The sequence below is a fragment of the Sphingorhabdus sp. SMR4y genome (genome assembly GCF_002218195.1).
GTDB lineage: Bacteria > Pseudomonadota > Alphaproteobacteria > Sphingomonadales > Sphingomonadaceae > Parasphingorhabdus.
In genome coordinates, this window is sequence record NZ_CP022336.1 from 2402294 (window position 1) to 2422789 (window position 20496).

The following is a 20496-nucleotide window of genomic DNA, read 5'->3' on the forward strand; positions in this document are numbered from 1 at the left end:
TAAACCCGCGTTTCACGGTTTGGAAGAGGAACCCGTCCATCATGACTCTCTATCTATTATATTGCCCGCAAAGCCCGGAAGCCCCGCTCGATCTTCATGGCGATGGTTACAAGATCGATGACAATCTTTACGTCATCCGCAGCGAATTGACCCGCTCCCAGCTCTATCATCGTATCAAATGGCAGCTTGAGAATGGCAGCCCACTGCTTCTGGCACCGCTATCGGATGCGCCCAAGTTCAAGGGCATGAACCCCGGGGCCCTGAAATGGCTGCGCGAATATGGCTACTAGGCCGACGAGCCGGATTGCGCCCGGCCGAAAGCGCGAATCAATGGGCGGCTTTGGCGTCCTGCTCCAGTACATGGGCAACAACCTGATAGGTCCGCTCATTATCCACATCAATTGCATTGCGTCCTTCGTCCAGCACGACGGCCGTTATGCGAAGACCAATGCGCTTGGAAATCCGGCGCATAGCGGCATCCAGGCTGACCATGCCGGAACGCAGCAGCAGCAGGTTCAGCACCCCGAAGCTTTCGACTATCCGGCCCATTTTCTTGGCAAATTGTCCGCCGCCCCTGAAAATTTCAGCCGCCGCGAAAGCATGGGTTCCGGACAGGCCATAGAGATTGCAGTTGGAATAATGATTGTCCGAAAAAGTATAGAAACGGTTTTGCCCTTCCGGATGCGTGGATAACACGGCCGGTTTGGTGGTCAGGGCCACAGCAACGTCGGTATCGGACGATAGGGCATCGGCCATTTTCTGGATGGCGACAGCGGTGAGCAGCGCATTGTCCGCCGTGGTGATCATGGTGGGTGTGTTACCCATGTCCTCCATCGCAGCAATGACACTGTCGGTGATGCTCGGCTTTGACGGAATACAGCGTATCTGCTTTCCGTTATCGCCAAAGGTTTCAATGATCGGTGCCAGGGCGGAAAAGGCCTCCGGTTCGATTGATATGCCGATGTCCGCAACAGCCGGATGATGCACCAATGTTTCCAGAACGTGCGCGATCAGCGGTTTCCCGCCAATGGGGATAATACACTTGTGCGAGACATTGTGGGCGATGGCCAGCGGGTCGGTAATTCCGGGGCGCTGCGCGGCGAGCAGGATAACATTAACGGGCATCTCAACCACCATCACATCTTGTTTCTCACCAGCGGGCTACTGCCTTATGCGTTCGCCGATAGTCAATCGCATAATTGGCACGCAATTGCCCCAGACTGTTCCGCGACCGAGGACAAATATATCTTCGGCACCGCCGTTACAAAAGTTACATATCAGATTTATCCGATGGAAAACAACAGCCTGTTTCGAAGTCCCCGGAATTGCCGGCCGTGCTCAAACGGTCGGTCCGCGCAGGGCGAGCGAAACTCTGGTGAATGTCTGAATGGTGCGCGACGCAGTCTGTAGCGAACGGGTCTCACCGTGATTTTCCCTGTTATCAGGGAATTAACAGGGAAAATTGGTCGTTTTGGACCCAAAACAGGCCGATTTGGGCGATCTTGATTGTATATGGTGGGAAACTTATGAGACTTTACAGTAGCATAGCAATGCAAAAAGCCGTTTTCCTGTTAATCGACGGAACAGGGAAATAATTCCCCGTAACAGGGCCCCCAATCGCCAGCAACAGAGGGTTTAATCGTTAGAACAGGAATATTGGCGGTCGCCGGGTCCAGTTGAAATACCACCAACGGTCGCTGTTGGGAATAGCTCTTGATGAGAACATATGATCCTGATATGTTCTTCTTATGTACATAAACGAATCGCTCGCAGACGATTCTGCCGATCGCCGCCTTGAGGTAAACTATACCCGGATCGAAAAGCTGATCCCGGATCCGCGCAATGCGCGAACCCATTCAAAAAAGCAGGTCACTCAGATCGCAGAGTCCATCCGGGCATTCGGGTTCACCAATCCCATACTTGCTGATCCGATGGGCAATATTATTGCAGGGCATGGCCGGCTTCGGGCCGCCAGAGAACTGAACCTTGCCGAGGTTCCGGTGATCGTGCTTGCGGGCCTCAGCGAACCCCAGAAGAAGGCATTGCGCCTTGCGGATAACAAGATAGCGCTCAATGCAGGCTGGGACATGGAAATACTCAAGCTGGAGCTGACCGATCTTTCGCTGCCAGAAGTAGACATTGATCTGGGCCTGACGGGCTTCAGTCCTGGCGAGATCGACGTAGCACTTGCTGATAGTGAGGACCCGGACGATGAAGTGATCCCTGCCGTCCCTGAAAATCCGCGTGTGAATTCTGGTGACATATGGCAGCTCGGCGAGCACCGGGTCGCCTGCGGCGATGGGCGTGATGCTGGTTTCTTGCAGAATGTAGTTGGTGATGGCGCCTTGATCGACTGCGCTTTCCTTGATCCGCCTTACAACGTGAAGATCAACGGCCACGCCAATGCCAAGGGCCGTCACCGCGAGTTCGCGATGGCATCTGGTGAAATGAAGGAAGCCGAGTTCAGGATGTTCCTTGCTGAAACGTTGGGTGCTTGCGCTAAAGTATCACGCAGCGGAGCGGTTCATTTTATATGCATGGACTGGCGTCACATGGATGATGTGACCGCTTCGGTCGATGATATATACGGCGACCTGCTCAACATTTGTGTCTGGAACAAGAGCAATGCCGGGATGGGCTCTCTCTACAGGTCGAAGCACGAGATGGTTTTTGTCTACCGTGTCGGTGATGAACCGCACATCAACAATGTTGAACTTGGTAAGCATGGTCGCAACCGGACCAATGTGTGGGATTATCCCAGCGTCAACTCCATGCGCGGTTCCCGGCGTGAGGATCTGGCGCTACACCCCACGGTCAAGCCAGTGGCGATGGTGGCGGACGCTTACTGCGATGTCACAAGGCAGAACGAGCTTGTGCTGGATATTTTTCTCGGCTCGGGCACAAGTCTTGTTGCCGCCGAGCGAGTGGGGCGCGCCTTCCGGGGGCTCGATATTGATCCAGCCTATGTTGATCTTGCAATGCAGCGTTGGAGCGACCTTACGGGCAAGGAGCCGCAACTGGTGTTTCGCGATGGCGAGGAACTGGCGGCATGAGCAGTACGCGCTTTCAGCCTGGTCAATCCGGCAATCCGAAAGGGCGGCCTCGCAAGCATCGCCGGCCCAATGTGTCGGCGTTCGAGATCATTCTCGACAAAACTGTCCGTCGTCAGAACATTTGGCACTGAAGGCTGCGTAAATTAACGGAGCATTGGTTCCATCTGGTTGGTTGATATTAAGCGGCAAGCTTGCGGTGTAGCAAGCGCCGATGTTCGATGGTTTGTTTTTTGATCCTTTCTCGTTTTTTGATGATGGCGAGTGCTCTGCCGAAGTAGGCATCGGCAGGCGTAACGTTGCCCAGGCTTTCGTGATAGCGCTGGTGATTATAATGTTCGACGAACGCCTCGATCTGCGTTTCCAAGTCCCCTGGCAGGAAGTAGTTTTCCAGCAGGATGCGGTTCTTCAAAGTCTGGTGCCAGCGTTCGATCTTGCCCTGTGTTTGCGGATGGAAGGGGGCGCCGCGTACATGGCTCATCTTCTGTGCTTCGATATATTCTACCAGTTCACCCGCAATGTAACTCGGGCCATTGTCAGAGAGCAGCCGTGGCTTGTGCATAACTGCTGCCTGGTCGCAGCCTGAAGCTTCCAGAGCCATGTCCAGCGTGTCGGTGACGTCCTCGGCCCGCATGGTGCTGCAAAGCTTCCAGGCGATGATGTAGCGCGAGTAATCGTCCAGCACCGTCGATAGATACATCCACCCCCAGCCAATGATCTTGAAGTAGGTAAAATCTGTCTGCCACATCTCGTTGGGCCGCACGGTCGGTGTGTGGAATCGATCAGCAGCTTTGATCACGACATAGGCGGGGCTGGTGATCAGGTCGTGGGCCTTCAGAAGCCTGTAAACCGTGGCTTCTGACACGAAGTAGCGCTGTTCATCGGTGAACGTCACCGCCAGTTCGCGTGGACTGAGCTCCGAACGTTCCAGCGCCAGATCGATGATCTGGTCATGCACTTCGGCAGGGATCCGGTTCCACACCCGGCTTGGAGCCGATGGCCGGTCAGCCAGCGCTTCAGGCCCCCCTTCCAGATACCGATCATACCAGCGGTAAAAGGTTCGGTGCGGGATCCCCAACTTATCCAGCGTCTTGCGCGCTGACAGATGTGATTGCTCGACGATCCTGATGATCTCAAGCTTCTCCGATGCCGGATATCTCATGCGTCGTCGTCCCCATCCGCGATCATGCTTTTTTTGAGCAGACGGTTCTCGAGGGTCAGGTCGGCCACGCATTCCTTCAGATCACGCGACTCCCGCCGCAGGTCTTTCACTTCATCGCTGGTTGCAGCACGGGCCGTGTCACCGGCCAGCCGACGTTTGCCGGCTTCCATGAACTCCTTCGACCAAGTGTAATACAGGCTCTGCGCTATGCCCTCCTTGCGGCACAGCTCGGCAATGCTGTCATCACCGCGCAGGCCGTCGATCACGATCCGTATCTTGTCTTCTGCTGAGAAATGCCGGCGGGTCGCACGGCGGATATCTTTAACCACCCGCTCTGCGGGCTTTTTTGCGGTGGAGTGTTTTGGTTTCATGCTTCGTTCCTTCGTCACTACGATGAAACCAAAACACTCCTTAATTCACAACATCAATTTGGTGACATAGGTGCTGACGGGGAACAATCACGACTCTACTGCGGCAAGCATGCATTGAGTGTTCAGTCGGTTCGCGAAAGTCGTCGGTCCATGCCATACAATAGCCGTGTCTGAAGAAGCTACCCCGATCCTTAATAACGCTCTTCAGGATCGGTACCCAAAGGCAACGATACAGCATGCGAATGGCGAGCTATGCAAATCAAAGGAATGTGTTAATATTCTTTGCTTGCAAAACGGTCTGCTGCAAGATCACTTTGCGACGGGCCAGTTTCAGCGAGCCGTCCGTATCCCGCCTGATCAGATCGACGCGTCTGGCCTTCAGCTCCATCTCGTCATCCTCCGCGTGGTGGCGATTGTTGATAACTAGTGAATGAACGGTCCATTCGGTGGGGGTATCGGTCGGTTCGACCTCGATATTGCTCACAAGATGAAAGTGCCGGGTCGGCGGGTCTTCAGCCCATGCGGAGGGCTGCTTGGCGCGGGCTACGCGAATCTTGAGATATTCGAGATCGTCGTCAAAAAAGGCCATCCTTGTGGGGCTTAACTTGGCGTCGTCATTCCGGTAGCGTGTTTGCATCCCTGGAATCCAATAGTGGATGTCGTCTGCCAGCAATTCCAGCCATTCATGCAAATGCTCGCCGTCGAGTAGGCGGGCTTCGCGATAGAGAAATTGCTGAATTTCGATAACAAGATCGACGGAAACTGCTCGATGTTCGCGGGCTTCGATTTTTTCGGCTTGGTTCACGGTCACCTCAAACTGGTATTTAGCGGACTGGTACGTCGGCCCAGGTTTCTGCATTCATTAGATCGGCCCAGCGTTGGTAGAACGCCCGCTGGTTCGCTTCGTTGATCTGGCTCTGATGGACATTGCCCTTCAGTTCCTCGTGTTCGATACGCGAATCGAGGCCCATTCCAGCATGGAGTTTCTGTCGTCGCGTGACGACACCTGCATTGACAGCGGTGCAATTTTCGAAATTCTCACCGTCGTCCATCTCGAAGACCCCTGCTGGAGAGAAAGTCAGCATTACGCCGCGGCGATATTCTTTCTTTAGCTCCTCCGGGGCATTGGCGTTCAGAAATACCCAGGTATGAAGCTCCGTTTCTCTCGGACCTTTTGGGTTCCACGTGCGGAAGGTATTGTGCCCGGCCAGGAAGGACAGGTTCGGAAAAACATTGGCTGAACTGAGCGAGGCGACCATCCTGCTGCGGACCTTCCCCAGCCGTTCGGCAAACCTCGCCTCGTGTTCACGCAGATATTCGACGATTTGCGGCGAATTGAGCGTGGCCGCGTTGCCGATGAAATCCAGGCCGAACTCCCACCCGTGGCCATTGACGTTGGCGTGATAGGAACGATCGGGCCGCATCGTCGGCTGTTTGCCGAACATGGCGATGAGAGCCGAACTGTGCGTCCATGGAGCGTGGTAGGAATCGCCTACGAAGTTTTCTGCTGGGAACTTCCAGTTGCACTTGAGGCGGGACTTGATGTTGCCGTCGATAAATTCGATGCCGCCTTCGTCATTGTCGAGAATGACGTCGAGATACCAGCGAAAGTCGCCCAGATATTCCTCTAGCGAGGGTGCGTCCGGATCGAAGCAAGCAAAATGCATGCCCTTGTAGCTCTCCACCCGAGCCTGGTGGAGGCCGAGCCGAGACTTATCGAAATTGGACTTGCCATCGTAGGACTTTGGTCGGCTGACGCTCTTCAGACTGCCGTCGAGGCCGTATGACCAGCCGTGGAAATTACATGTGAAACGGCGGGTCTTGCCAACTTCGGCAAAACACACGCGGTTGCCGCGGTGGGAACAGGAATTGAGGAAAGTATGAATCTTGCCGTCTTCGCCGCGCGAAACGATCACCGCATCCTCCCCTATCGTAGTGGTAAGGAAATCCCCGACCTCTGGCAGTTGCGAATCGTGCGCAACGAAAATCCAGCAGCGTGCAAAAACTCGCTCGAGCTCGAGCGAGTAGATCGCATCGTCCCAGAATATCCGGCGATCAATGTAACCTTCTTCCGCATCAACCCAGTCGTTGACCTTGGAGGCGAGTTCCGTTTTATCGTCCGTTTTTGTGGATAGGTTTGTCACCCTATTCTCCTATTGAAATTGGTTTTCCTGCCGCCATCAGGCCGGTAGGATTTCGGCAAAGCCTAGGCCAGTGACACCGCCCGACCAGGCTTCGTAAGTAAGCACTTCTCCCCGGCCAGCCGGAAGGGCTCCCATCACCGCTAGATAATGGCGGATTTCCATGCCCCCATTGCCCCCGTCGCGCATGATCTCTTCGTCGGTCATCGAAAGCAGCGTGGACGGGTCGCCGGACACGATGGCATCGAGGACCTTCTTGTCGAACTCGGGGTTGATTCGGCCCATTTCCCCTGTGCCGACCCAGTGGCTGATCCCACCACTGCCGATCAGTACGACGCGTTCGTCACCCGGCATGCCTCCAACCGCATCGCGCACCATCTGCCCGAACTCATACGCCCGCTGAAGGCGAACATATGGCTCGACGCCGCTGGCCATGTAAACGGGAACGGTCTGAACCGATCCGTCGGTCGGAAGGGCAAGTTGGGCCGGAACGCCGATTGCATGATCCACGCCCAGATCGCGCGCGACGGATACATCGAACCCGCTACCGTGGGCGTGTTTCACCAGGTAGTTGGCGAAGTCCGGATCGCTCGCAATCGGTGCATTAGCTACGCCTGGCAGCCGATCAATCGGACCATGCAGCTCGCCGGTAGCGATGAGGAACTGCGGCAGGCAGCGCGGGCCGAACAGAATATAGTGGTCGGCGCCGAAAATTATCGCTTTGGTCGCGCCCGATGCGCGAACCTTATCGCATATCCGGGAATAGACCGCGAGAAGGTGATCGCGCTCCTTCTTCTGCGGATTTACGAACAGCAAGGGGTCATGCGGCATTATATAGCCGCCAACGATATTCGCCATTTAACAACTCTCTCCTGTGTGTCGAAAACTCGGCGACGTGATGTCGCGCAAACTACAAACTATCCTTACCGCCGCTCGACGCTTCCAACCGTGATGCAAGCTTGGGAACCCGGGCAAGATATTCGGGCATTGATTGCGGTCCGCGGACGCTGGTCCAAAAGCCCATCAAGAGCATCGGATTGATTCCGTATTCGAACAGGTTTTCTACCTGCATTGAAATAACCATCTCGCGTTCGGTCTCGCTGAGTGCATATTTGCCCGCGACTTCTCCGGAATCTTCGCGAAATGCTTCCTTCCGGTTACGTGAAGTACTCACGTCATAAAACAATTGCTCGACAGCCCCGTAGCTCATCCCATTCGCTTTCTTTTTGCATTGCGACGACGGGGATAATCCCCAGTGTCTTTTTAGACATTGGCAGGAATGAGTCAATACCCTTGCGTATGGTTGGCAATTTTGGGGCCGCCGACTTACCTATTTTTCTGTGCTTTTCTGCGGTGTTACTAAGACAGCACAACTTTACCGACCGTTTCTCGCGATCGCAGTGCCTTCATCGCCGCGACCAACTCACCCATTGGATAGACATCCCGAATCAGCGGGCGAATCCCGCCTGCGGCACAAAGCTCGACCAGTTCTTGCTGGATCGCGCGGATTTCGTCGGGATCGCGGTCAAAGCTCCAGTAAACGCCGTGCACGCTGGCTGATTTTACCAGCATGTAATTCGCCTTCAGCGCTGGTATCTCGCCGCTCGCGAATCCGCATATGAGCAGTTTTCCCTGCCAGGCGAGCAGCCGCAGACTCTGTTCCGAAGTTGCGCCGCCGACCGGATCAACCACGATGTCGACGCCATTTGGTGACAATGATTTGACCTCTTTGTACCAATCCGGCTGGCGGTAATCGATGACATGGTCCGCGCCATTTTCGATTGCGAAGCGGCGCTTTTCCTCTGACCCAGCCGTGGCGATAATGCGGGCTCCGGCGGACCGGGCAAGCTGGGTCGCTGCGACCCCGAGACCGCCACTCGCAGCGTGGATCAGGACCGTCTGACCCGCAGTCAGATTGCCTTTTTGAAACAAGGCAACATGCGCCGTGGTATAGGAAACCGGAAGCGCAGCGGCGGCGCGGGCATCGATGTCTCCAATCGCCATCAATCGATCTGATGCAACCGCGCAATATTCCGCGAAGGCACCGCTGCGAACCTGACAAGCGACCCTGTCACCAGGCTGAAACCGCGAGTCTGCGCTGGTCTCGACGACTGTTCCGGCAAGCTCGTTACCGGGGACAAATGGCGGCTCAATACGGTCCTGATAGCGGCCCGCGATGGCGATTTCGTCAGCGAAATTGAGCGCCGCAGCCTCCACCTTCACCAGCGTATCGACCGCATTCGGACCGCCTTGTTCCAATGGAGGAACGGGAATCCGGTCGAACACCAGATCTTCTGGCTTGCCATATTCGCTAACGACCCATGCCTGCATAGTTTTCAATTCATTCCCCTCTTGCATATTATCCATTCGCACCAGTATGGAGAGAACCATATACTGACAAGTCGTATCGGCAAAAAGGGGAAATTATTCATGGTAGCGAGCAATGACGGACACGCATGGCAGGACCATTATCCCCAAAGTGCCCGCGACCTTTCCCTCCCCGAACCACGCGCGCTGGTCGGGCTGCTCGATGATGCCGCCCGTGATTTTGCTGACCGGCCCTGCCTAACGCTAGAGGATTGGACGCTCTCTTATGGTGAGGTCGCCGAACTTGTGTCACGCATCGGGGCCGGGCTTTCTCAAATGGGTATCAAGCCGGGGGAAAGAGTTGGCTATATGGGCCCGCCCCATCCCCTGTTCACGCTCGGCTGTTTCGCGATGTGGCAAATCGGTGCAGTCTATGTCGGGCTTAATCCATTATACAGCGCGGAGCGATTGGCCGGGCAATGTGTCGACAGCAGCCTGAAAGCGATCATCACTTTCGATGAGCCCGGGCTGCTTGCCAAAGCGCAACAGATTTGCGATCACATCGGCCATCCCGTGCCCTTGCTGGTCGGTTCCTTTACACAGGATCCGCGCGAAGCCATCGCGCTGCAAGGGACAGAGAACCGCTCAGCCGTGCAGACCATTCCCGACTTGCTAGCCGCTGACGGGACGGCGGAGCGAGCCATTTTCGATCCTATCGCTCATCCGGCGGTGCTGCAGTTCACAGGCGGCACCACCGGTGTGCCCAAGGCTGCGGTCCTCACCCATCACAATCTGCTGGTTAATTCGGCCCAAATGGTTAGCTGGTATCCCCATCTTGAACCGAGCAGGGAAGTAATGCTGTCCGCCGCGCCGGTGACCCATGCGGGCGGGATTGGCCCGGTTCAAAATTTCACGATGCAACTGGCGGGCGAACTGGTTTCGCTTCCGCGCTTTGATCCGATGAAGACGCTCGACCTGATCGAAAAACGGAAGATCACCATTCTTCTGATGGCCCCAACGATGGCCATCGCTTTGCTTGAGGCGGCGCGGGAACGACCGATTGATTGGTCAGGGATGAAATGCGTTCAGTGCGGTGCGGGACCGGTCCCAGCAGAGCTGAAGGAAAGATTCATGCAGGCCACCGGCCACTGGATCACCACTCTTTACGGCATGAGCGAAACCGCCCCTGCCGTCGTCTATTCCCCGCCTGAGCGTAAACTTGCGCAGTTCACCGGTATTCCTCTGCCCTTCACCGAAGTGGAAATCCGCAAGACCGATGATCCCCATCAACAGGCGGCAGCCGGCGAAGTTGGCGAAATCTGTCTACGCGGTCCGCAGGTGATGAAGGAATATTGGCGCAGTCCTGAAGCTACGGAGCAGGCATTTGTCGACGGCTTCTTCCGCAGCGGCGATCTGGGTTCGATGAATGAAGAGGGGCTGGTTACCGTTAGTGACAGGCTGAAGGACATGATTATTGCTAGCGGCTTCAATATCTACCCTGCTGACATTGAAAGCGCGATTCTGGCCCATCCCGCTGTCCGAGAGGCGGCGGTCATCGGCGTACCCGACGATTACCGGGGTGAAACCGCCAAAGCTATTGTAAGTTTGCGCCGGGGAGAGCAGCTTGATCTCGAGCAGCTCAAGGATTTTCTCACTGGACGTCTTTCACCGATGGAAATTCCGACGATCCTGTCGATCGTCGACGAAATTCCGCGCAATGAAAATATGAAGATTTCACGGCTGGACCTGCGTGAACGCGAAGGCCACACTCCGCGCTGATCGGCTCGCATGCGGGTCCATTCCGTACGAAACATGGCGAAATGGGCCGGGCAGCGGAATTACACCGCCACCCGACCCCTTTTTTCGCCAAACACAGGCTAGACCAGGTCGCGTTCCTTGGCCATTGATAGAGCTGTGTCCTCGATCATGTCTTCCTGTCCGCCGATCATCTTCTTGCGAGCCAATTCAATCAGGATGTCGCGCGCGGATAGGCCGTATTTCTGCTCCGCTTCCTTGGCTTGATACAAGAAGGTCGAATAGACACCCGCAAAGCCGAGCGTGATAGAATCCCGGTCTGCACGGGGCGGTTGCGGCATGATCGGCAGCACCCGGTCTTCCGCCACGTCCATGAGCTTGAACAGGTCGACGCCGGTTTCGATACCCATCCGTTCGCTGACGGCGGCCATTAATTCCAGCGGTGTATTGCCCGCTCCAGCGCCCAGTCCGGCCGCCGAACCATCGATACGATCCGCGCCGGCCGCCACTGCCGCCAGCGAATTTGCTACACCCATGCCAAGATTGTGATGGGCATGAAAACCGATCTCGGTCGCATCCTGCAAGGCTGTGCGCAGCCCGCCAATGCGAATTGTTACGTCATCGGGTAGCATGTAGCCGGCCGAATCCACGCAATAGATTGTTGTCGCCCCATATCCTTCCATCAGCAATGCCTGTTCGATCAAATGTTCAGGCGTAGTCATATGCGCCATCATCAGGAAGCCGACCGTATCGAGGCCAAGTTCGCGCCCCAGACCGATATGTTGTTCGGTAACATCAGCCTCGGTGCAGTGGGAGGCCACATGAACGCAACCGGCTCCGCTATCAGCGGCCATCCGCAATTCGTCCAGCGTCCCGATGCCCGGAACGTGAAGGACCGAAATGGTTGTATTCTTAACGACTTTGGCCACTGCCGAAATATATTCACGATCCGAATGCAGACCGCGCCCGTAATTGAGAGACGATCCCCCCAGCCCGTCACCATGGGTGACCTGAATCAAGGGTACTCCGGCATCATCAAGACCCGAGGCGATGTCGACCATCTGATCCAGAGTAATTTGATGGCGCATCGAATGCATACCATCACGCAGGCACATGTCATGCAGTTTCAGCTTACGTCCTCTGACCTGATCATCCAGCGTCATTATGCGTTCTCCTTCACGGGTTCTAGTTTAAGCTGGCCATCCAGAATGTCCTGAGCGAACATTTCGGCGGTGCGGGCAGCGGCTGCAGTCATAATATCAAGATTTCCGGCATATTTCGGAAGGAAATCGCCAAGTCCCTCAACCTCAAGGAAGATCGACACCTTACGGCCTTCGAAAGTCGGCCCGTTCTTCAACTGATAGCCGGGGACATATTGTTGCACGGCAGCGATCATCTCGTGGACGGCGGCAGTGATAGCTTCCTGGTCGGGTTCATCGGCGGTTTCGCAAAAAACCGTATCGCGCATCATAAGCGGGGGCTCCGCCGGATTCACGATCACTATAGCCTTGCCTTTCGTCGCGCCGCCAACCTTGGCTACCGCAGCGGAGGTCGTGCGGGTGAACTCGTCGATATTTTTGCGCGTGCCCATGCCGATCGACTTCGAAGCGACGGTGGCGATGATTTCAGCATAATCCACCTTCTGCACGCTGCTGACCGCAGCGACCATCGGAATCGTGGCCTGCCCGGCGCAGGTGACCATGTTGACGTTCATGGTTTTACGCCCGGCAAGGTCTTTCAGGTTAATCGGCGGAACGCACAGCGGGCCGATGGCAGCCGGCGTCAGATCGATCATCAGGACACCCAGTTCATTAAGCTTGCGACTGTTTTCCGCATGAACATAGGCCGAAGTTGCATCGAACGCTATCTGAACTCCATCTTCAATCACATGGGGAACCAACCCATCGACCCCTTCTGCAGTGGTCTTGAGTCCCAGTTCCTTCGCGCGGGCCAGCCCTTCAGATTCGGGTTCGATGCCCACCATCCAAACCGGTTCGAGAACCTCGGAACGCAGCAGTTTGTATAGAAGATCGGTACCGATATTTCCCGGCCCGATTATTGCGCATTTGATTTTATCCATCTCTTCTTCTTTCAGTTGAATTGAGCTTGTTCGCGAATGTTTAAACGCTTGCGGTCGACCTGTACCTCCGGCTAGCGGCAGCCTAGATGAAGGTCATCCGGCAGGTTCCCAGACCATCGCTAAGACTGAGCCGCAGCGTGTCGCCGGCCGATATTTCGACCATCGGGCCAAGCGCCCCGGAAAGGATGATTTCACCTGCTTTGAACGGCATGCCCAGACGACCCAGCGTATTGGCGAGCCATGCGACCGAGTTGAGCGGCGAACCTTGAACCGCAGCGCCGACGCCATTTGAAACTTCGGTTCCATTGCAGTCGATTTTCATGCTCACGCTGGCTAGATCAATGTCGCGCGGATCGACCTTTTGCGTGCCGATCGCGAAAATTCCGCATGAAGCATTGTCGGCAACAGTATCTTGAATCCGGATGTCCCAGTCGCGAATACGGCTGTCGACAATTTCGAAGCAGGCAGTGACATATTCGGTCGCCTCAAGAACATCTGCCGCCGTCACACCCGGCCCTGTCAGGTCGTGTTTCAAGATAAAGGCGATCTCTCCCTCGGCCTTTGGCTGGATGAGAGACTTGCACTCTACTGTGGCGTCATCGGCAACCAACATGGCATCGGTTAACTGGCCAAAATCGGGTTCAAACACCCCGATCATCTCCTGCACTATCTTGGATGTGACTCCGATTTTCTTGCCGATAATCTTCTCACCGGTCTCCAACCGCCGCGCAACCATGCGTTCCTGGATGCGGTAAGCATCGACGATATCTATATCCGGATTCCGGTCCCGAAGATTGGGGATCGTTTCATTAGCGAGCAGGGCATCGTAAAGCTCATCACCCAATGAAGTGATGGTCGAAGGTTCAATTGTCATTGCCTAAAAATCTCCCAAACAGATACTAAATTGCGCAGCCGTGACTTATCGGCTCACTCCTTCCAGCCCGGATTTAGTGCGTCATCAGCCACAAATTGGATGAGTTCGCGAATCTCCCGTGTTCTGAAAGCGGTCGGATCAATCGTTCTTCAGAACATTGGGCCAACTCTCCGCATTCTACCAGCCTTGACAACCGAGCCTTTTGGTCTAGAGCCTCACCCTGTGAGAAAAATCATCGAGATGAATGAAGAGGCGGGTACATCGGTTGCCGAGCGATTGCTCGACTTGCTTGAGTGCCTTTCATCGTCACCTTTGACGGTAAGGGAAATATCCGAAACTTCCGGAATACCTCTTTCGACCGCTCATCGGTTGCTGCGGCCACTGGTGGCGCGCAAATATGTGTTGCGGCATGGGCGGGGGCGCTACCTGCTCGGGATCGCCAGCTTGGAACTTGGAGCGCGCGTGGATCTCGATTCCATTATCACCAGCGCTACCCGTCCAATCATCGCGGACCTCGCCAAAACCTGCAGGCGCACGGTGCATCTTGGCGTTTTTCGGGACAATCTGGTCCGCTACCTGGTAAAAGTCGATGCTGGATATTCGCGTACTCCCTCTCAGGAGATGACCGAAGTCGAGGCCTATTGCACCGGGGTCGGCAAGATGCTGCTTGCCCAGCTCGCTCACGATCAGCTGGAGGAGTATCTGGCACCAGACGATTTCGTCCCTCTGACGCAGAACACCATTTCGCAGGCCGATGCCTTGCGGAAGGAGATCGGCGACGTGCGCAGGCAAGGCTGGGCGATGGACCGGGGTGAGATATATTCCGAATTGCGCTGTCTGGCGGTGCCGATAGAGGATCGGACCGGGCGGCTGATGGCGGCAGTTTCGGTCACCGAGGTGTGCACCGACGAAAATTTCGAAGAGGCGGAGGAGAGGCTGCTCACGCTCCTGCCGAGCATCGTCGAGGCGGCGGAGGCAATCTCCGTCCTGCTGCGGGCTTCGTAGGGTCGCCGCGCTGGCAAATGGCCCCTGCGCCTGACCAATGCACTTATCCCATTCTCGAACTGAGTCCGCCGTCGCTAACTAGGATCGTTCCATTGAGGTTCTTGCCGTCGCGCCGGGACGCAAGCAGCACGTAGCATCCTGAATGATCCTCTGCCGCGGCAGCTCTTCCTAGCGGCGATGCCTTCGCCACCATTTCAACGGTCCGTTCTTCGGAGTCGAGCCGACGTGAAGAGCTCTCCAACGCGTCGAGACCCGACAGGCCGGTTATCGTCCCGCCCGGAGCGACCCCATTAACGCGCACTTGCGGTGCCCATTCATAAGCCAACTGATAGACCACGCCGCGCAGCGCAAACTTGCTCGCAGTATAGAGCGTCCCGCCCCCGCCAGCTCTGAAACTGGCGTTGGAACAGCTCACTATCAAGGAGCCGCCCGATTCCCGCAGCGCCTCAATAGAGGATCGTGCGATCAATAAGGTTGAAAGTACATTGATACGGAACAGCTCCTCGAACGCGCCCTCCACATCGGCCGTGTCCATCCGGTCTATTCGCTTGTACCAATCGTACACACCTGCATTTGCAACCACGCAGTCCAGCTTACCGAATTTTTGCAGCGCAAGCGCGACGCCGCGTTTGCAGATCTCGGCATCAGTGCAATCGCCCGCTATGACCGCACATCGATCGCCCAGACGATCCGCCAAGTCAGCAAGCGCATCCGCATTACGATCCAACGCGACCACATTCGCTCCCTCTTCTACGAAGCGCAGGGCCACCGCTTCTCCGATGCCCGAAGCAGCCCCTGTGATCACCGCAGTCTGTCCCGATAGAATCTCCACCATTTCTCACCCTCTGATTTTTGGTTCATGCCCATTTTGGAAAACCATACTCTTACGTATTGACATTTCTGCGAAGGTCTCGCAACAGATATTTCACAAGAATGTGACAAATTGCGTGGTGTGGAGAGAGATATGTCCAGTAATCTGAGGCTCCCCGATATCGGGGCTTCGATAGACGTCGACGGTATCCAGACGAATTATCATGAACACGGTGAAGGCGATCCAGTGATCCTCCTTCACGGTTCGGGTCCGGGCGTCACGGCATGGCAGAATTGGCAAGGAATCCTGCCTCGCCTTGGCGAAACGCACAGGGTTCTGGCCCCTGATATCGTGGGATTTGGCTTCAGCCCTTTGCCCGAAGGCGAAAAACCGGGGATCAAGCTGTGGACCCGGCATCTGGCGGGCTTCATCGACGCCATGGGCCTCGATCGAGTGATACTAGTTGGCAACAGTTTCGGCGGCGCGCTGGCGCTTGGGATGATGGCTAATCACTCCGACAAGGTGCGCTCGCTCGTTCTCATGGGGACGCCAGCGGGCGAGTTCGAGCAGACCCAAGGTCTGGCGAACAGCCGGACCTTCGAACCCAGCATGGATGCCATGCGCGCAATGATGCAGGCCTTTCCCTACGATCCGTCGATCGTCACCGACGAGGCCGTCGCCGCGCGGTTGCGCGTCGCCGAGATCGCCAGCGGTAAAGAAACCATCCGCAAACTGCAGCCCGGCGAGGAACAGAATGCCAAGGGGTCGCGCATCGTGAAGGGCATCCCGCTGCAGCAGCTTGATGCGATCACCGTGCCGGTGCTGATCCTTCACGGGCGGGAAGACAAGATGATCCCGCTGCAGGTGGCGGTACGTATGCACGAGCACCTCAAGCGTTCGGAAATGCACGTATTTGGTCAGTGCGGCCATTGGGTGCAACTGGAACGCGAGGAACAGTTCCTTGAACAGGTCCGGGGTTTTCTCCGCAACAACTGAACGCCTAGCAAACTCGCAAGCGCGTTTCAATCCGCCCTCAACTCAACTTCCTCCTACGATGGTACTTTATGCAGAAATCGAAAACCAGATCCGAAATACTTCGTCGCCTCAGTGAAGGCGATCCGGTTTTTACGCGGAAAGAATATTCCGATGTCGTAACCATGTTCTGGGACACCGTAGAAGCGTGCCCGGACCAGCTTGCCTTGGTCGAAGGCGGCAGAAGCCTTTCTTACGCGCAGTTTGGCGCCGCGGTGGCTGGCCTCGCGGCGCGGATCAGTCAGATAGTCCCGCCTTCAGGGCGCGTCGCGATCTGCATTCCGAATTCGATCGAGGCCAATGTCGCGATCTACGCCGCGCTAAGCGCCGGCGCGGAAATTTCGACGGCCAACGCCGAATATACCCCGCGCGAACTGGGTGCACTGTTCGAAATAGCGCCGCCCGGTCTGGTCCTAGCTGGTGAGCGTAACTCCAACGTTGCCGGGGAAGCCGCCGACAATGCCCATGCACAGCTGATTACCGTGGGCGAAGGTGGCATTGCAATCGAGCAATTGCTCGACACCCAGCCCACCCGGCCCGAGGTGAAAATCACGGGCGACAGTCCCTGCATCATCATGTTCACCGGCGGATCGACCGGCACGCCGAAGGGCGTGCAGCGCAGCCACCGATCGGAAATGAGCATCATCAAGGCGATGCATACGGCATGGCCGACGCGCGATCAGGAAGAGGTGTGGCTCAATGTCGCCCCGGTCAGCCATGTGTGGGGGACACACATGGGCTGCTTCAACCCGGTCTATGGCCGCTCGCCCCTCATCATTGTACCCCGCTTTCAGCCGGATCTGGTCGCGCGTTTGATGGAGGAACATCGGGTCAGCGTGTTCAGCGGCGGTCCGGCAGCGATCTATCAGGGCTTGCTTGCGGCCCCGGATACGGACCTTTCTGCCCTGTGGCTGTGTCCGGGCGGCGGCTCGGTCTTTTCCCGGCAAACCCTGTCGCGGTGGGAGGCCAAGACCGGCCTACCGATCCTTGAGGCGTTCGGCATGACGGAAGGCGGCCCACTCACCGCGCAGCCACTCGATGGCAAGCATGAATTCGGCACCACCGGACTTCCCCTGCCAGGCATAGAAGTAGCCATAACAGCACTCGACGGCAGCGGCAAGCGGCTGCCCGCGAACGAGAAAGGCGAGATACTGATCCGGGGCGAGCGGGTGATCGATCGCTACATGGGTTTACCTGCCGTGGCTGAAGACGGCTGGCTCCCCACCGGAGATATAGGTTTTAAGACACCGGACGGATTTCTGGCCGTCGTTGACCGCAAGAAAGACATGCTGATCGTCGCCGGGTTCAATGTCTATCCTAGCGAAATCGAGGAAGTGCTTTCCTTGCTTCCCGAGGTTTCGGACGCTGCGGTGGTCTCCGCGGCGGATGATCGCAAGGGTGAGGTGCCATTCGCCTTCGTGGCCGCCGATCCGGACTCCGGCGTGACGGAAAAAGTCTTGCTGAGCCACTGCGCCGAACACCTCATAAGTTACAAGATTCCTCAAGCCATCGTCGTGCTTGACGAACTTCCGAAAACTCCTGCTCGCAAGCCGGACAAGAGACGACTGGGAGAGATGGCCAAGCTGTTCACACAGAAACGAAAGGGTTCGAAATAAGTTAGTTCCAAATAAAATAACGTAGAAACACACAGTCGAAATATTATTATACCTGGGAGGTAAAAATGAAGAAATCATTGTTAACAACAGCAGCCATACTGCCTTTCCTGCTCTGTCCGGCTGCGGCCAATGCCCAGAGTGACACCTCGGATGAGGCCGACCAGGCGGGCGAGGCCCAGCCAAAGGCGGATGCGCAAGCTGATGGCGCGGGCGGAATGATCATCGTCACCGCCACGCGCCGGGAAGAAAGCCTGCAGAAAGTCCCCGTGGCAGTGACCGCCGTGTCGACTGAGGTGCTGACGACCTCGGGCGTCGAACAAGTCCGATCTCTCAACCAGGTCGTGCCAGGGTTCAACGGCGGCCGCAACCAGAACGTAATGCAGCCCAGCATTCGCGGTGTCGGTTCGAGCGGTACTTCGGTCGGCGATGAGTCAAACGTCGCCGTCTATGTGGACGGAGTTTACCAGGGCGATCCCTATTCGACACAGATCGACCTTGTCGAAATCTCCCGCGTTGAGGTTCTTCGCGGGCCGCAGGGCACGGTGTTCGGCCGCAACGCCACTGGTGGTCTGGTCAACGTCGTGACCCCGGATCCTCAGTTCACACCGCGCGCCCGTATCAAGGGAAGCTGGGGTCGCCTGCGCGAGGATGCGAACAATTTCGACATCCGTGCCTACGTTACCGGCGGCTTGACCGACACAATCGCTGCCGATCTCGCCGTACTCTATCGCAATCAGGACGGATACGCGACGAACCTACTCAATGGCGGCGCTGTCGGCGATACCGAAATTGCGTCGATCCGGTCCAAGCTGCTGTTCCAGCCGAGCGACCAGGCCGAGTTCATTCTGACGGTCGCATATGTCGATACGCACGAAGAAATTGCGGCCACTGCCCAGCCGTTCGAGGGGAACTCGCTGGGCGCGCAGTTCGCCGGCGCGATCATTCCCGACGAACCTTGGGAAATCTCCAATTTCGCCTTCGGAACGGCTGGCCTGTCTGACTTCACCCGACTGGACATCGCGCTGAAGGGACAGCTCGATCTGGGCGGGGTCATTCTGGAATCGACCAGCTCTTACATGCGTACGCGCGTGCACCAGATCGCCGATTCCGATAGCACCAATATTCTTCTCGGCGAAACTAACATGCGGGTCAAACCCGATACGTTCACACAGGAACTGCGGCTTATTTCGGACAATGGTAGTCCCCTCAGCTGGACTGCTGGCGTCTATTATTACCAGCTGAAGGGTGAGCAGCCGCTTATCCTGATCAATCGCCGGGACGTCGCTACCCCGGTCACGCCGATCACGATCGAGCCGGAAGTGGAGAATTCGTCAATCGCTGCCTTTGTCGAAGGCACCTATGATCTGACGCCGAGCCTCTCGGTAACGCTGGGCGGACGTTACACCACGGAGACGCGAAAGTTCTCGCAGCGTATCAACGGCAACCAACTGTTCACGGATGCGGAGGAGGATTTCGACAAATTCACTTACCGCGTGGCCGTCCAGTACGAAGCTTCGCCTGATCTGAACCTCTACGCCACCTATGGCACCGGGTTCAAAAGCGGCACCTTCAACACTTTCGGCACTTCGAACGTAGCGGTCGAGCCGGAAACGATCGAGGCGATCGAGTTTGGCATAAAATCCGATCCACTGCCGTGGCTGCGGGCGAACCTTGCAACCTTCTATTACACCTATGATAACTTGCAAGTGACCGCGCGGGCAGCCAATAATGCGTTCGTCCTGCAGAACGCGGCCAGCGCAGAGATCTACGGTGGAGAGCTCGAGCTTGCGGCAGAACCTATTGTCGGTTTGAATCTGCGTGCGGCCATCGCCTACACTCATGCCGAGTATGATGAATTTTTCAACGCGCAGGTATTCATTCCCCAAGCGGGCGGCGGAAACATGGTTTCATCCGCCGATGCCTCTGGCAATCAGCTGGTCCGCACCCCGGAGTTCACTCTGACACTGGGCGGACGTTACACATTCGATGCGTTCGATGGAGAAGCCTTCATCGGTGGCAACCTCTTCCATTCGAGTGCGGTATATTACGATTACCTCAACATCTTTAGCCAGGATTCTTATGAACTTCTGTCGGCAGAGATCGGTTGGACCAGCCCTGATGACGATCTTACTTTCCGCATCTTCTCGAAGAATCTCACCAACGCAGCGGTGGCCCAGCAAATCTCGCCTGGACCGCTCGCCGCCTACATCATCTACGAACGCCCACGTGAAGTAGGCGCAAGCTTAGAATTCAGGTTCTGATCTAACGTTCGACGCAGGGCACGCGGATTAA

General features: G+C 56.4%; 19 protein-coding genes. 8 read left to right on the forward strand and 11 right to left on the reverse strand.

Features of this window, described 5'->3' with window-relative positions; translation table 11 throughout:
* Positions 1-41 precede the first annotated feature (41 nt).
* Complete coding sequence (locus SPHFLASMR4Y_RS11575; RefSeq protein ID WP_089133684.1) at positions 42-290, forward strand: hypothetical protein; 249 nt, start codon at positions 42-44, stop codon at positions 288-290.
* A gap of 37 nt (positions 291-327) precedes the next feature.
* On the opposite strand, the gene SPHFLASMR4Y_RS11580 is transcribed toward SPHFLASMR4Y_RS11575, so the two are convergent.
* Entirely contained in the window at positions 328-1125 is a 798-nt protein-coding gene (locus SPHFLASMR4Y_RS11580) for an NTP transferase domain-containing protein (RefSeq protein ID WP_260806952.1), read from the reverse strand.
* A 623-nt stretch (positions 1126-1748) separates the two neighbouring features.
* Here SPHFLASMR4Y_RS11580 and SPHFLASMR4Y_RS11585 point away from each other — a divergent pair.
* On the forward strand, positions 1749-3053 hold the full coding sequence (locus tag SPHFLASMR4Y_RS11585) for a site-specific DNA-methyltransferase (RefSeq protein ID WP_089133686.1): 1305 nt from the start codon (positions 1749-1751) through the stop codon (positions 3051-3053).
* The gene (locus tag SPHFLASMR4Y_RS17460) at positions 3050-3184 is read left to right on the forward strand and encodes a DUF5681 domain-containing protein (protein WP_222102927.1); all 135 of its coding nucleotides are present in this window, start codon (positions 3050-3052) and stop codon (positions 3182-3184) included. The genes SPHFLASMR4Y_RS11585 and SPHFLASMR4Y_RS17460 overlap by 4 nt, the downstream gene beginning before the upstream one ends.
* A 47-nt stretch (positions 3185-3231) precedes the next feature.
* Here SPHFLASMR4Y_RS17460 and SPHFLASMR4Y_RS11590 read toward each other — a convergent pair.
* From SPHFLASMR4Y_RS11590 to SPHFLASMR4Y_RS11615, 6 genes are all read right to left on the reverse strand, one after another.
* Positions 3232-4583, reverse strand: a protein-coding gene (locus tag SPHFLASMR4Y_RS11590) for an IS3 family transposase (protein WP_089132006.1) whose coding sequence is annotated in 2 segments (ribosomal slippage) — positions 3232-4247 and positions 4247-4583 — 1353 coding nt in all. Because the reading frame shifts where the segments join, the coding sequence is not laid out codon by codon here.
* A 259-nt stretch (positions 4584-4842) separates the two neighbouring features.
* Complete coding sequence (locus SPHFLASMR4Y_RS11595) at positions 4843-5388, reverse strand: 3-phenylpropionate/cinnamic acid dioxygenase subunit beta (RefSeq protein ID WP_222102928.1); 546 nt, start codon at positions 5386-5388, stop codon at positions 4843-4845.
* Positions 5389-5407: 19 nt separating this feature from the next.
* Positions 5408-6727 (reverse strand): SRPBCC family protein, encoded by a 1320-nt coding sequence (locus SPHFLASMR4Y_RS11600; protein ID WP_089133688.1) that lies wholly within the window; start codon positions 6725-6727, stop codon positions 5408-5410.
* Positions 6728-6763: 36 nt separating this feature from the next.
* Entirely contained in the window at positions 6764-7582 is an 819-nt protein-coding gene (locus SPHFLASMR4Y_RS11605; protein ID WP_089133689.1) for a protocatechuate 3,4-dioxygenase, read from the reverse strand.
* A 52-nt stretch (positions 7583-7634) separates the two neighbouring features.
* On the reverse strand, positions 7635-7934 hold the full coding sequence (locus SPHFLASMR4Y_RS11610) for a hypothetical protein (RefSeq protein WP_089133690.1): 300 nt from the start codon (positions 7932-7934) through the stop codon (positions 7635-7637).
* Positions 7935-8083: 149 nt separating this feature from the next.
* Positions 8084-9055 (reverse strand): NADPH:quinone oxidoreductase family protein, encoded by a 972-nt coding sequence (locus SPHFLASMR4Y_RS11615; RefSeq protein WP_173204815.1) that lies wholly within the window; start codon positions 9053-9055, stop codon positions 8084-8086.
* A gap of 99 nt (positions 9056-9154) precedes the next feature.
* Here SPHFLASMR4Y_RS11615 and SPHFLASMR4Y_RS11620 point away from each other — a divergent pair, with 99 nt between their 5' ends.
* Positions 9155-10810: a class I adenylate-forming enzyme family protein gene (locus SPHFLASMR4Y_RS11620; protein WP_089133692.1), complete on the forward strand. Its 1656-nt coding sequence runs from the start codon at positions 9155-9157 to the stop codon at positions 10808-10810.
* Positions 10811-10908: 98 nt separating this feature from the next.
* On the opposite strand, the gene dmpG is transcribed toward SPHFLASMR4Y_RS11620, so the two are convergent.
* From dmpG to SPHFLASMR4Y_RS11635, 3 genes are all read right to left on the reverse strand, one after another.
* Entirely contained in the window at positions 10909-11949 is a 1041-nt protein-coding gene (gene dmpG / locus SPHFLASMR4Y_RS11625) for a 4-hydroxy-2-oxovalerate aldolase (protein ID WP_089133693.1), read from the reverse strand.
* Entirely contained in the window at positions 11949-12866 is a 918-nt protein-coding gene (locus SPHFLASMR4Y_RS11630; RefSeq protein ID WP_089133694.1) for an acetaldehyde dehydrogenase (acetylating), read from the reverse strand. Before SPHFLASMR4Y_RS11630 ends, dmpG begins: the two co-directional genes overlap by 1 nt.
* An 82-nt stretch (positions 12867-12948) precedes the next feature.
* Positions 12949-13740, reverse strand: coding sequence for a fumarylacetoacetate hydrolase family protein (locus tag SPHFLASMR4Y_RS11635; RefSeq protein ID WP_089133695.1), 792 nt, complete (start codon positions 13738-13740; stop codon positions 12949-12951).
* 99 nt (positions 13741-13839) lie between these two features.
* Here SPHFLASMR4Y_RS11635 and SPHFLASMR4Y_RS11640 point away from each other — a divergent pair, with 99 nt between their 5' ends.
* The gene (locus tag SPHFLASMR4Y_RS11640; RefSeq protein ID WP_089133696.1) at positions 13840-14745 is read left to right on the forward strand and encodes an IclR family transcriptional regulator; all 906 of its coding nucleotides are present in this window, start codon (positions 13840-13842) and stop codon (positions 14743-14745) included.
* Between the two features lie 43 nt (positions 14746-14788).
* Here SPHFLASMR4Y_RS11640 and SPHFLASMR4Y_RS11645 read toward each other — a convergent pair whose 3' ends face one another.
* Positions 14789-15580 carry an SDR family NAD(P)-dependent oxidoreductase gene (locus tag SPHFLASMR4Y_RS11645; RefSeq protein ID WP_089133697.1) on the reverse strand — a complete coding sequence of 264 codons (792 nt, stop codon included), beginning with the start codon at positions 15578-15580 and terminating at the stop codon, positions 14789-14791.
* Positions 15581-15709: 129 nt separating this feature from the next.
* Here SPHFLASMR4Y_RS11645 and SPHFLASMR4Y_RS11650 point away from each other — a divergent pair, with 129 nt between their 5' ends.
* The 3 genes from SPHFLASMR4Y_RS11650 (at position 15710) to SPHFLASMR4Y_RS11660 (ending at position 20465) form a co-directional block, all read left to right on the forward strand.
* Complete coding sequence (locus SPHFLASMR4Y_RS11650; protein ID WP_089133698.1) at positions 15710-16552, forward strand: alpha/beta fold hydrolase; 843 nt, start codon at positions 15710-15712, stop codon at positions 16550-16552.
* Positions 16553-16620: 68 nt separating this feature from the next.
* Positions 16621-18204 carry a class I adenylate-forming enzyme family protein gene (locus tag SPHFLASMR4Y_RS11655; RefSeq protein ID WP_089133699.1) on the forward strand — a complete coding sequence of 528 codons (1584 nt, stop codon included), beginning with the start codon at positions 16621-16623 and terminating at the stop codon, positions 18202-18204.
* 65 nt (positions 18205-18269) lie between these two features.
* Positions 18270-20465: a TonB-dependent receptor gene (locus SPHFLASMR4Y_RS11660; RefSeq protein WP_089133700.1), complete on the forward strand. Its 2196-nt coding sequence runs from the start codon at positions 18270-18272 to the stop codon at positions 20463-20465.
* Positions 20466-20496: the final 31 nt, after the last annotated feature.

Bases quoted from the DNA above. Each gene is read 5' to 3' on its own strand.
- SPHFLASMR4Y_RS11575 (WP_089133684.1), top strand. From the start codon at position 42: ATGACTCTCTATCTATTATATTGCCCGCAAAGCCCGGAAGCCCCGCTC.
- SPHFLASMR4Y_RS11580 (WP_260806952.1), bottom strand. From the start codon at position 1,125: ATGCCCGTTAATGTTATCCTGCTCGCCGCGCAGCGCCCCGGAATTACC.
- SPHFLASMR4Y_RS11585 (WP_089133686.1), top strand. From the start codon at position 1,749: ATGTACATAAACGAATCGCTCGCAGACGATTCTGCCGATCGCCGCCTT.
- SPHFLASMR4Y_RS17460 (WP_222102927.1), top strand. From the start codon at position 3,050: ATGAGCAGTACGCGCTTTCAGCCTGGTCAATCCGGCAATCCGAAAGGG.
- SPHFLASMR4Y_RS11605 (WP_089133689.1), bottom strand. From the start codon at position 7,582: ATGGCGAATATCGTTGGCGGCTATATAATGCCGCATGACCCCTTGCTG.
- SPHFLASMR4Y_RS11610 (WP_089133690.1), bottom strand. From the start codon at position 7,934: ATGAGCTACGGGGCTGTCGAGCAATTGTTTTATGACGTGAGTACTTCA.
- SPHFLASMR4Y_RS11615 (WP_173204815.1), bottom strand. From the start codon at position 9,055: ATGCAGGCATGGGTCGTTAGCGAATATGGCAAGCCAGAAGATCTGGTG.
- SPHFLASMR4Y_RS11620 (WP_089133692.1), top strand. From the start codon at position 9,155: ATGGTAGCGAGCAATGACGGACACGCATGGCAGGACCATTATCCCCAA.
- dmpG (WP_089133693.1), bottom strand. From the start codon at position 11,949: ATGACGCTGGATGATCAGGTCAGAGGACGTAAGCTGAAACTGCATGAC.
- SPHFLASMR4Y_RS11630 (WP_089133694.1), bottom strand. From the start codon at position 12,866: ATGGATAAAATCAAATGCGCAATAATCGGGCCGGGAAATATCGGTACC.
- SPHFLASMR4Y_RS11635 (WP_089133695.1), bottom strand. From the start codon at position 13,740: ATGACAATTGAACCTTCGACCATCACTTCATTGGGTGATGAGCTTTAC.
- SPHFLASMR4Y_RS11640 (WP_089133696.1), top strand. From the start codon at position 13,840: ATGAGTTCGCGAATCTCCCGTGTTCTGAAAGCGGTCGGATCAATCGTT.
- SPHFLASMR4Y_RS11645 (WP_089133697.1), bottom strand. From the start codon at position 15,580: ATGGTGGAGATTCTATCGGGACAGACTGCGGTGATCACAGGGGCTGCT.
- SPHFLASMR4Y_RS11650 (WP_089133698.1), top strand. From the start codon at position 15,710: ATGTCCAGTAATCTGAGGCTCCCCGATATCGGGGCTTCGATAGACGTC.
- SPHFLASMR4Y_RS11655 (WP_089133699.1), top strand. From the start codon at position 16,621: ATGCAGAAATCGAAAACCAGATCCGAAATACTTCGTCGCCTCAGTGAA.
- SPHFLASMR4Y_RS11660 (WP_089133700.1), top strand. From the start codon at position 18,270: ATGAAGAAATCATTGTTAACAACAGCAGCCATACTGCCTTTCCTGCTC.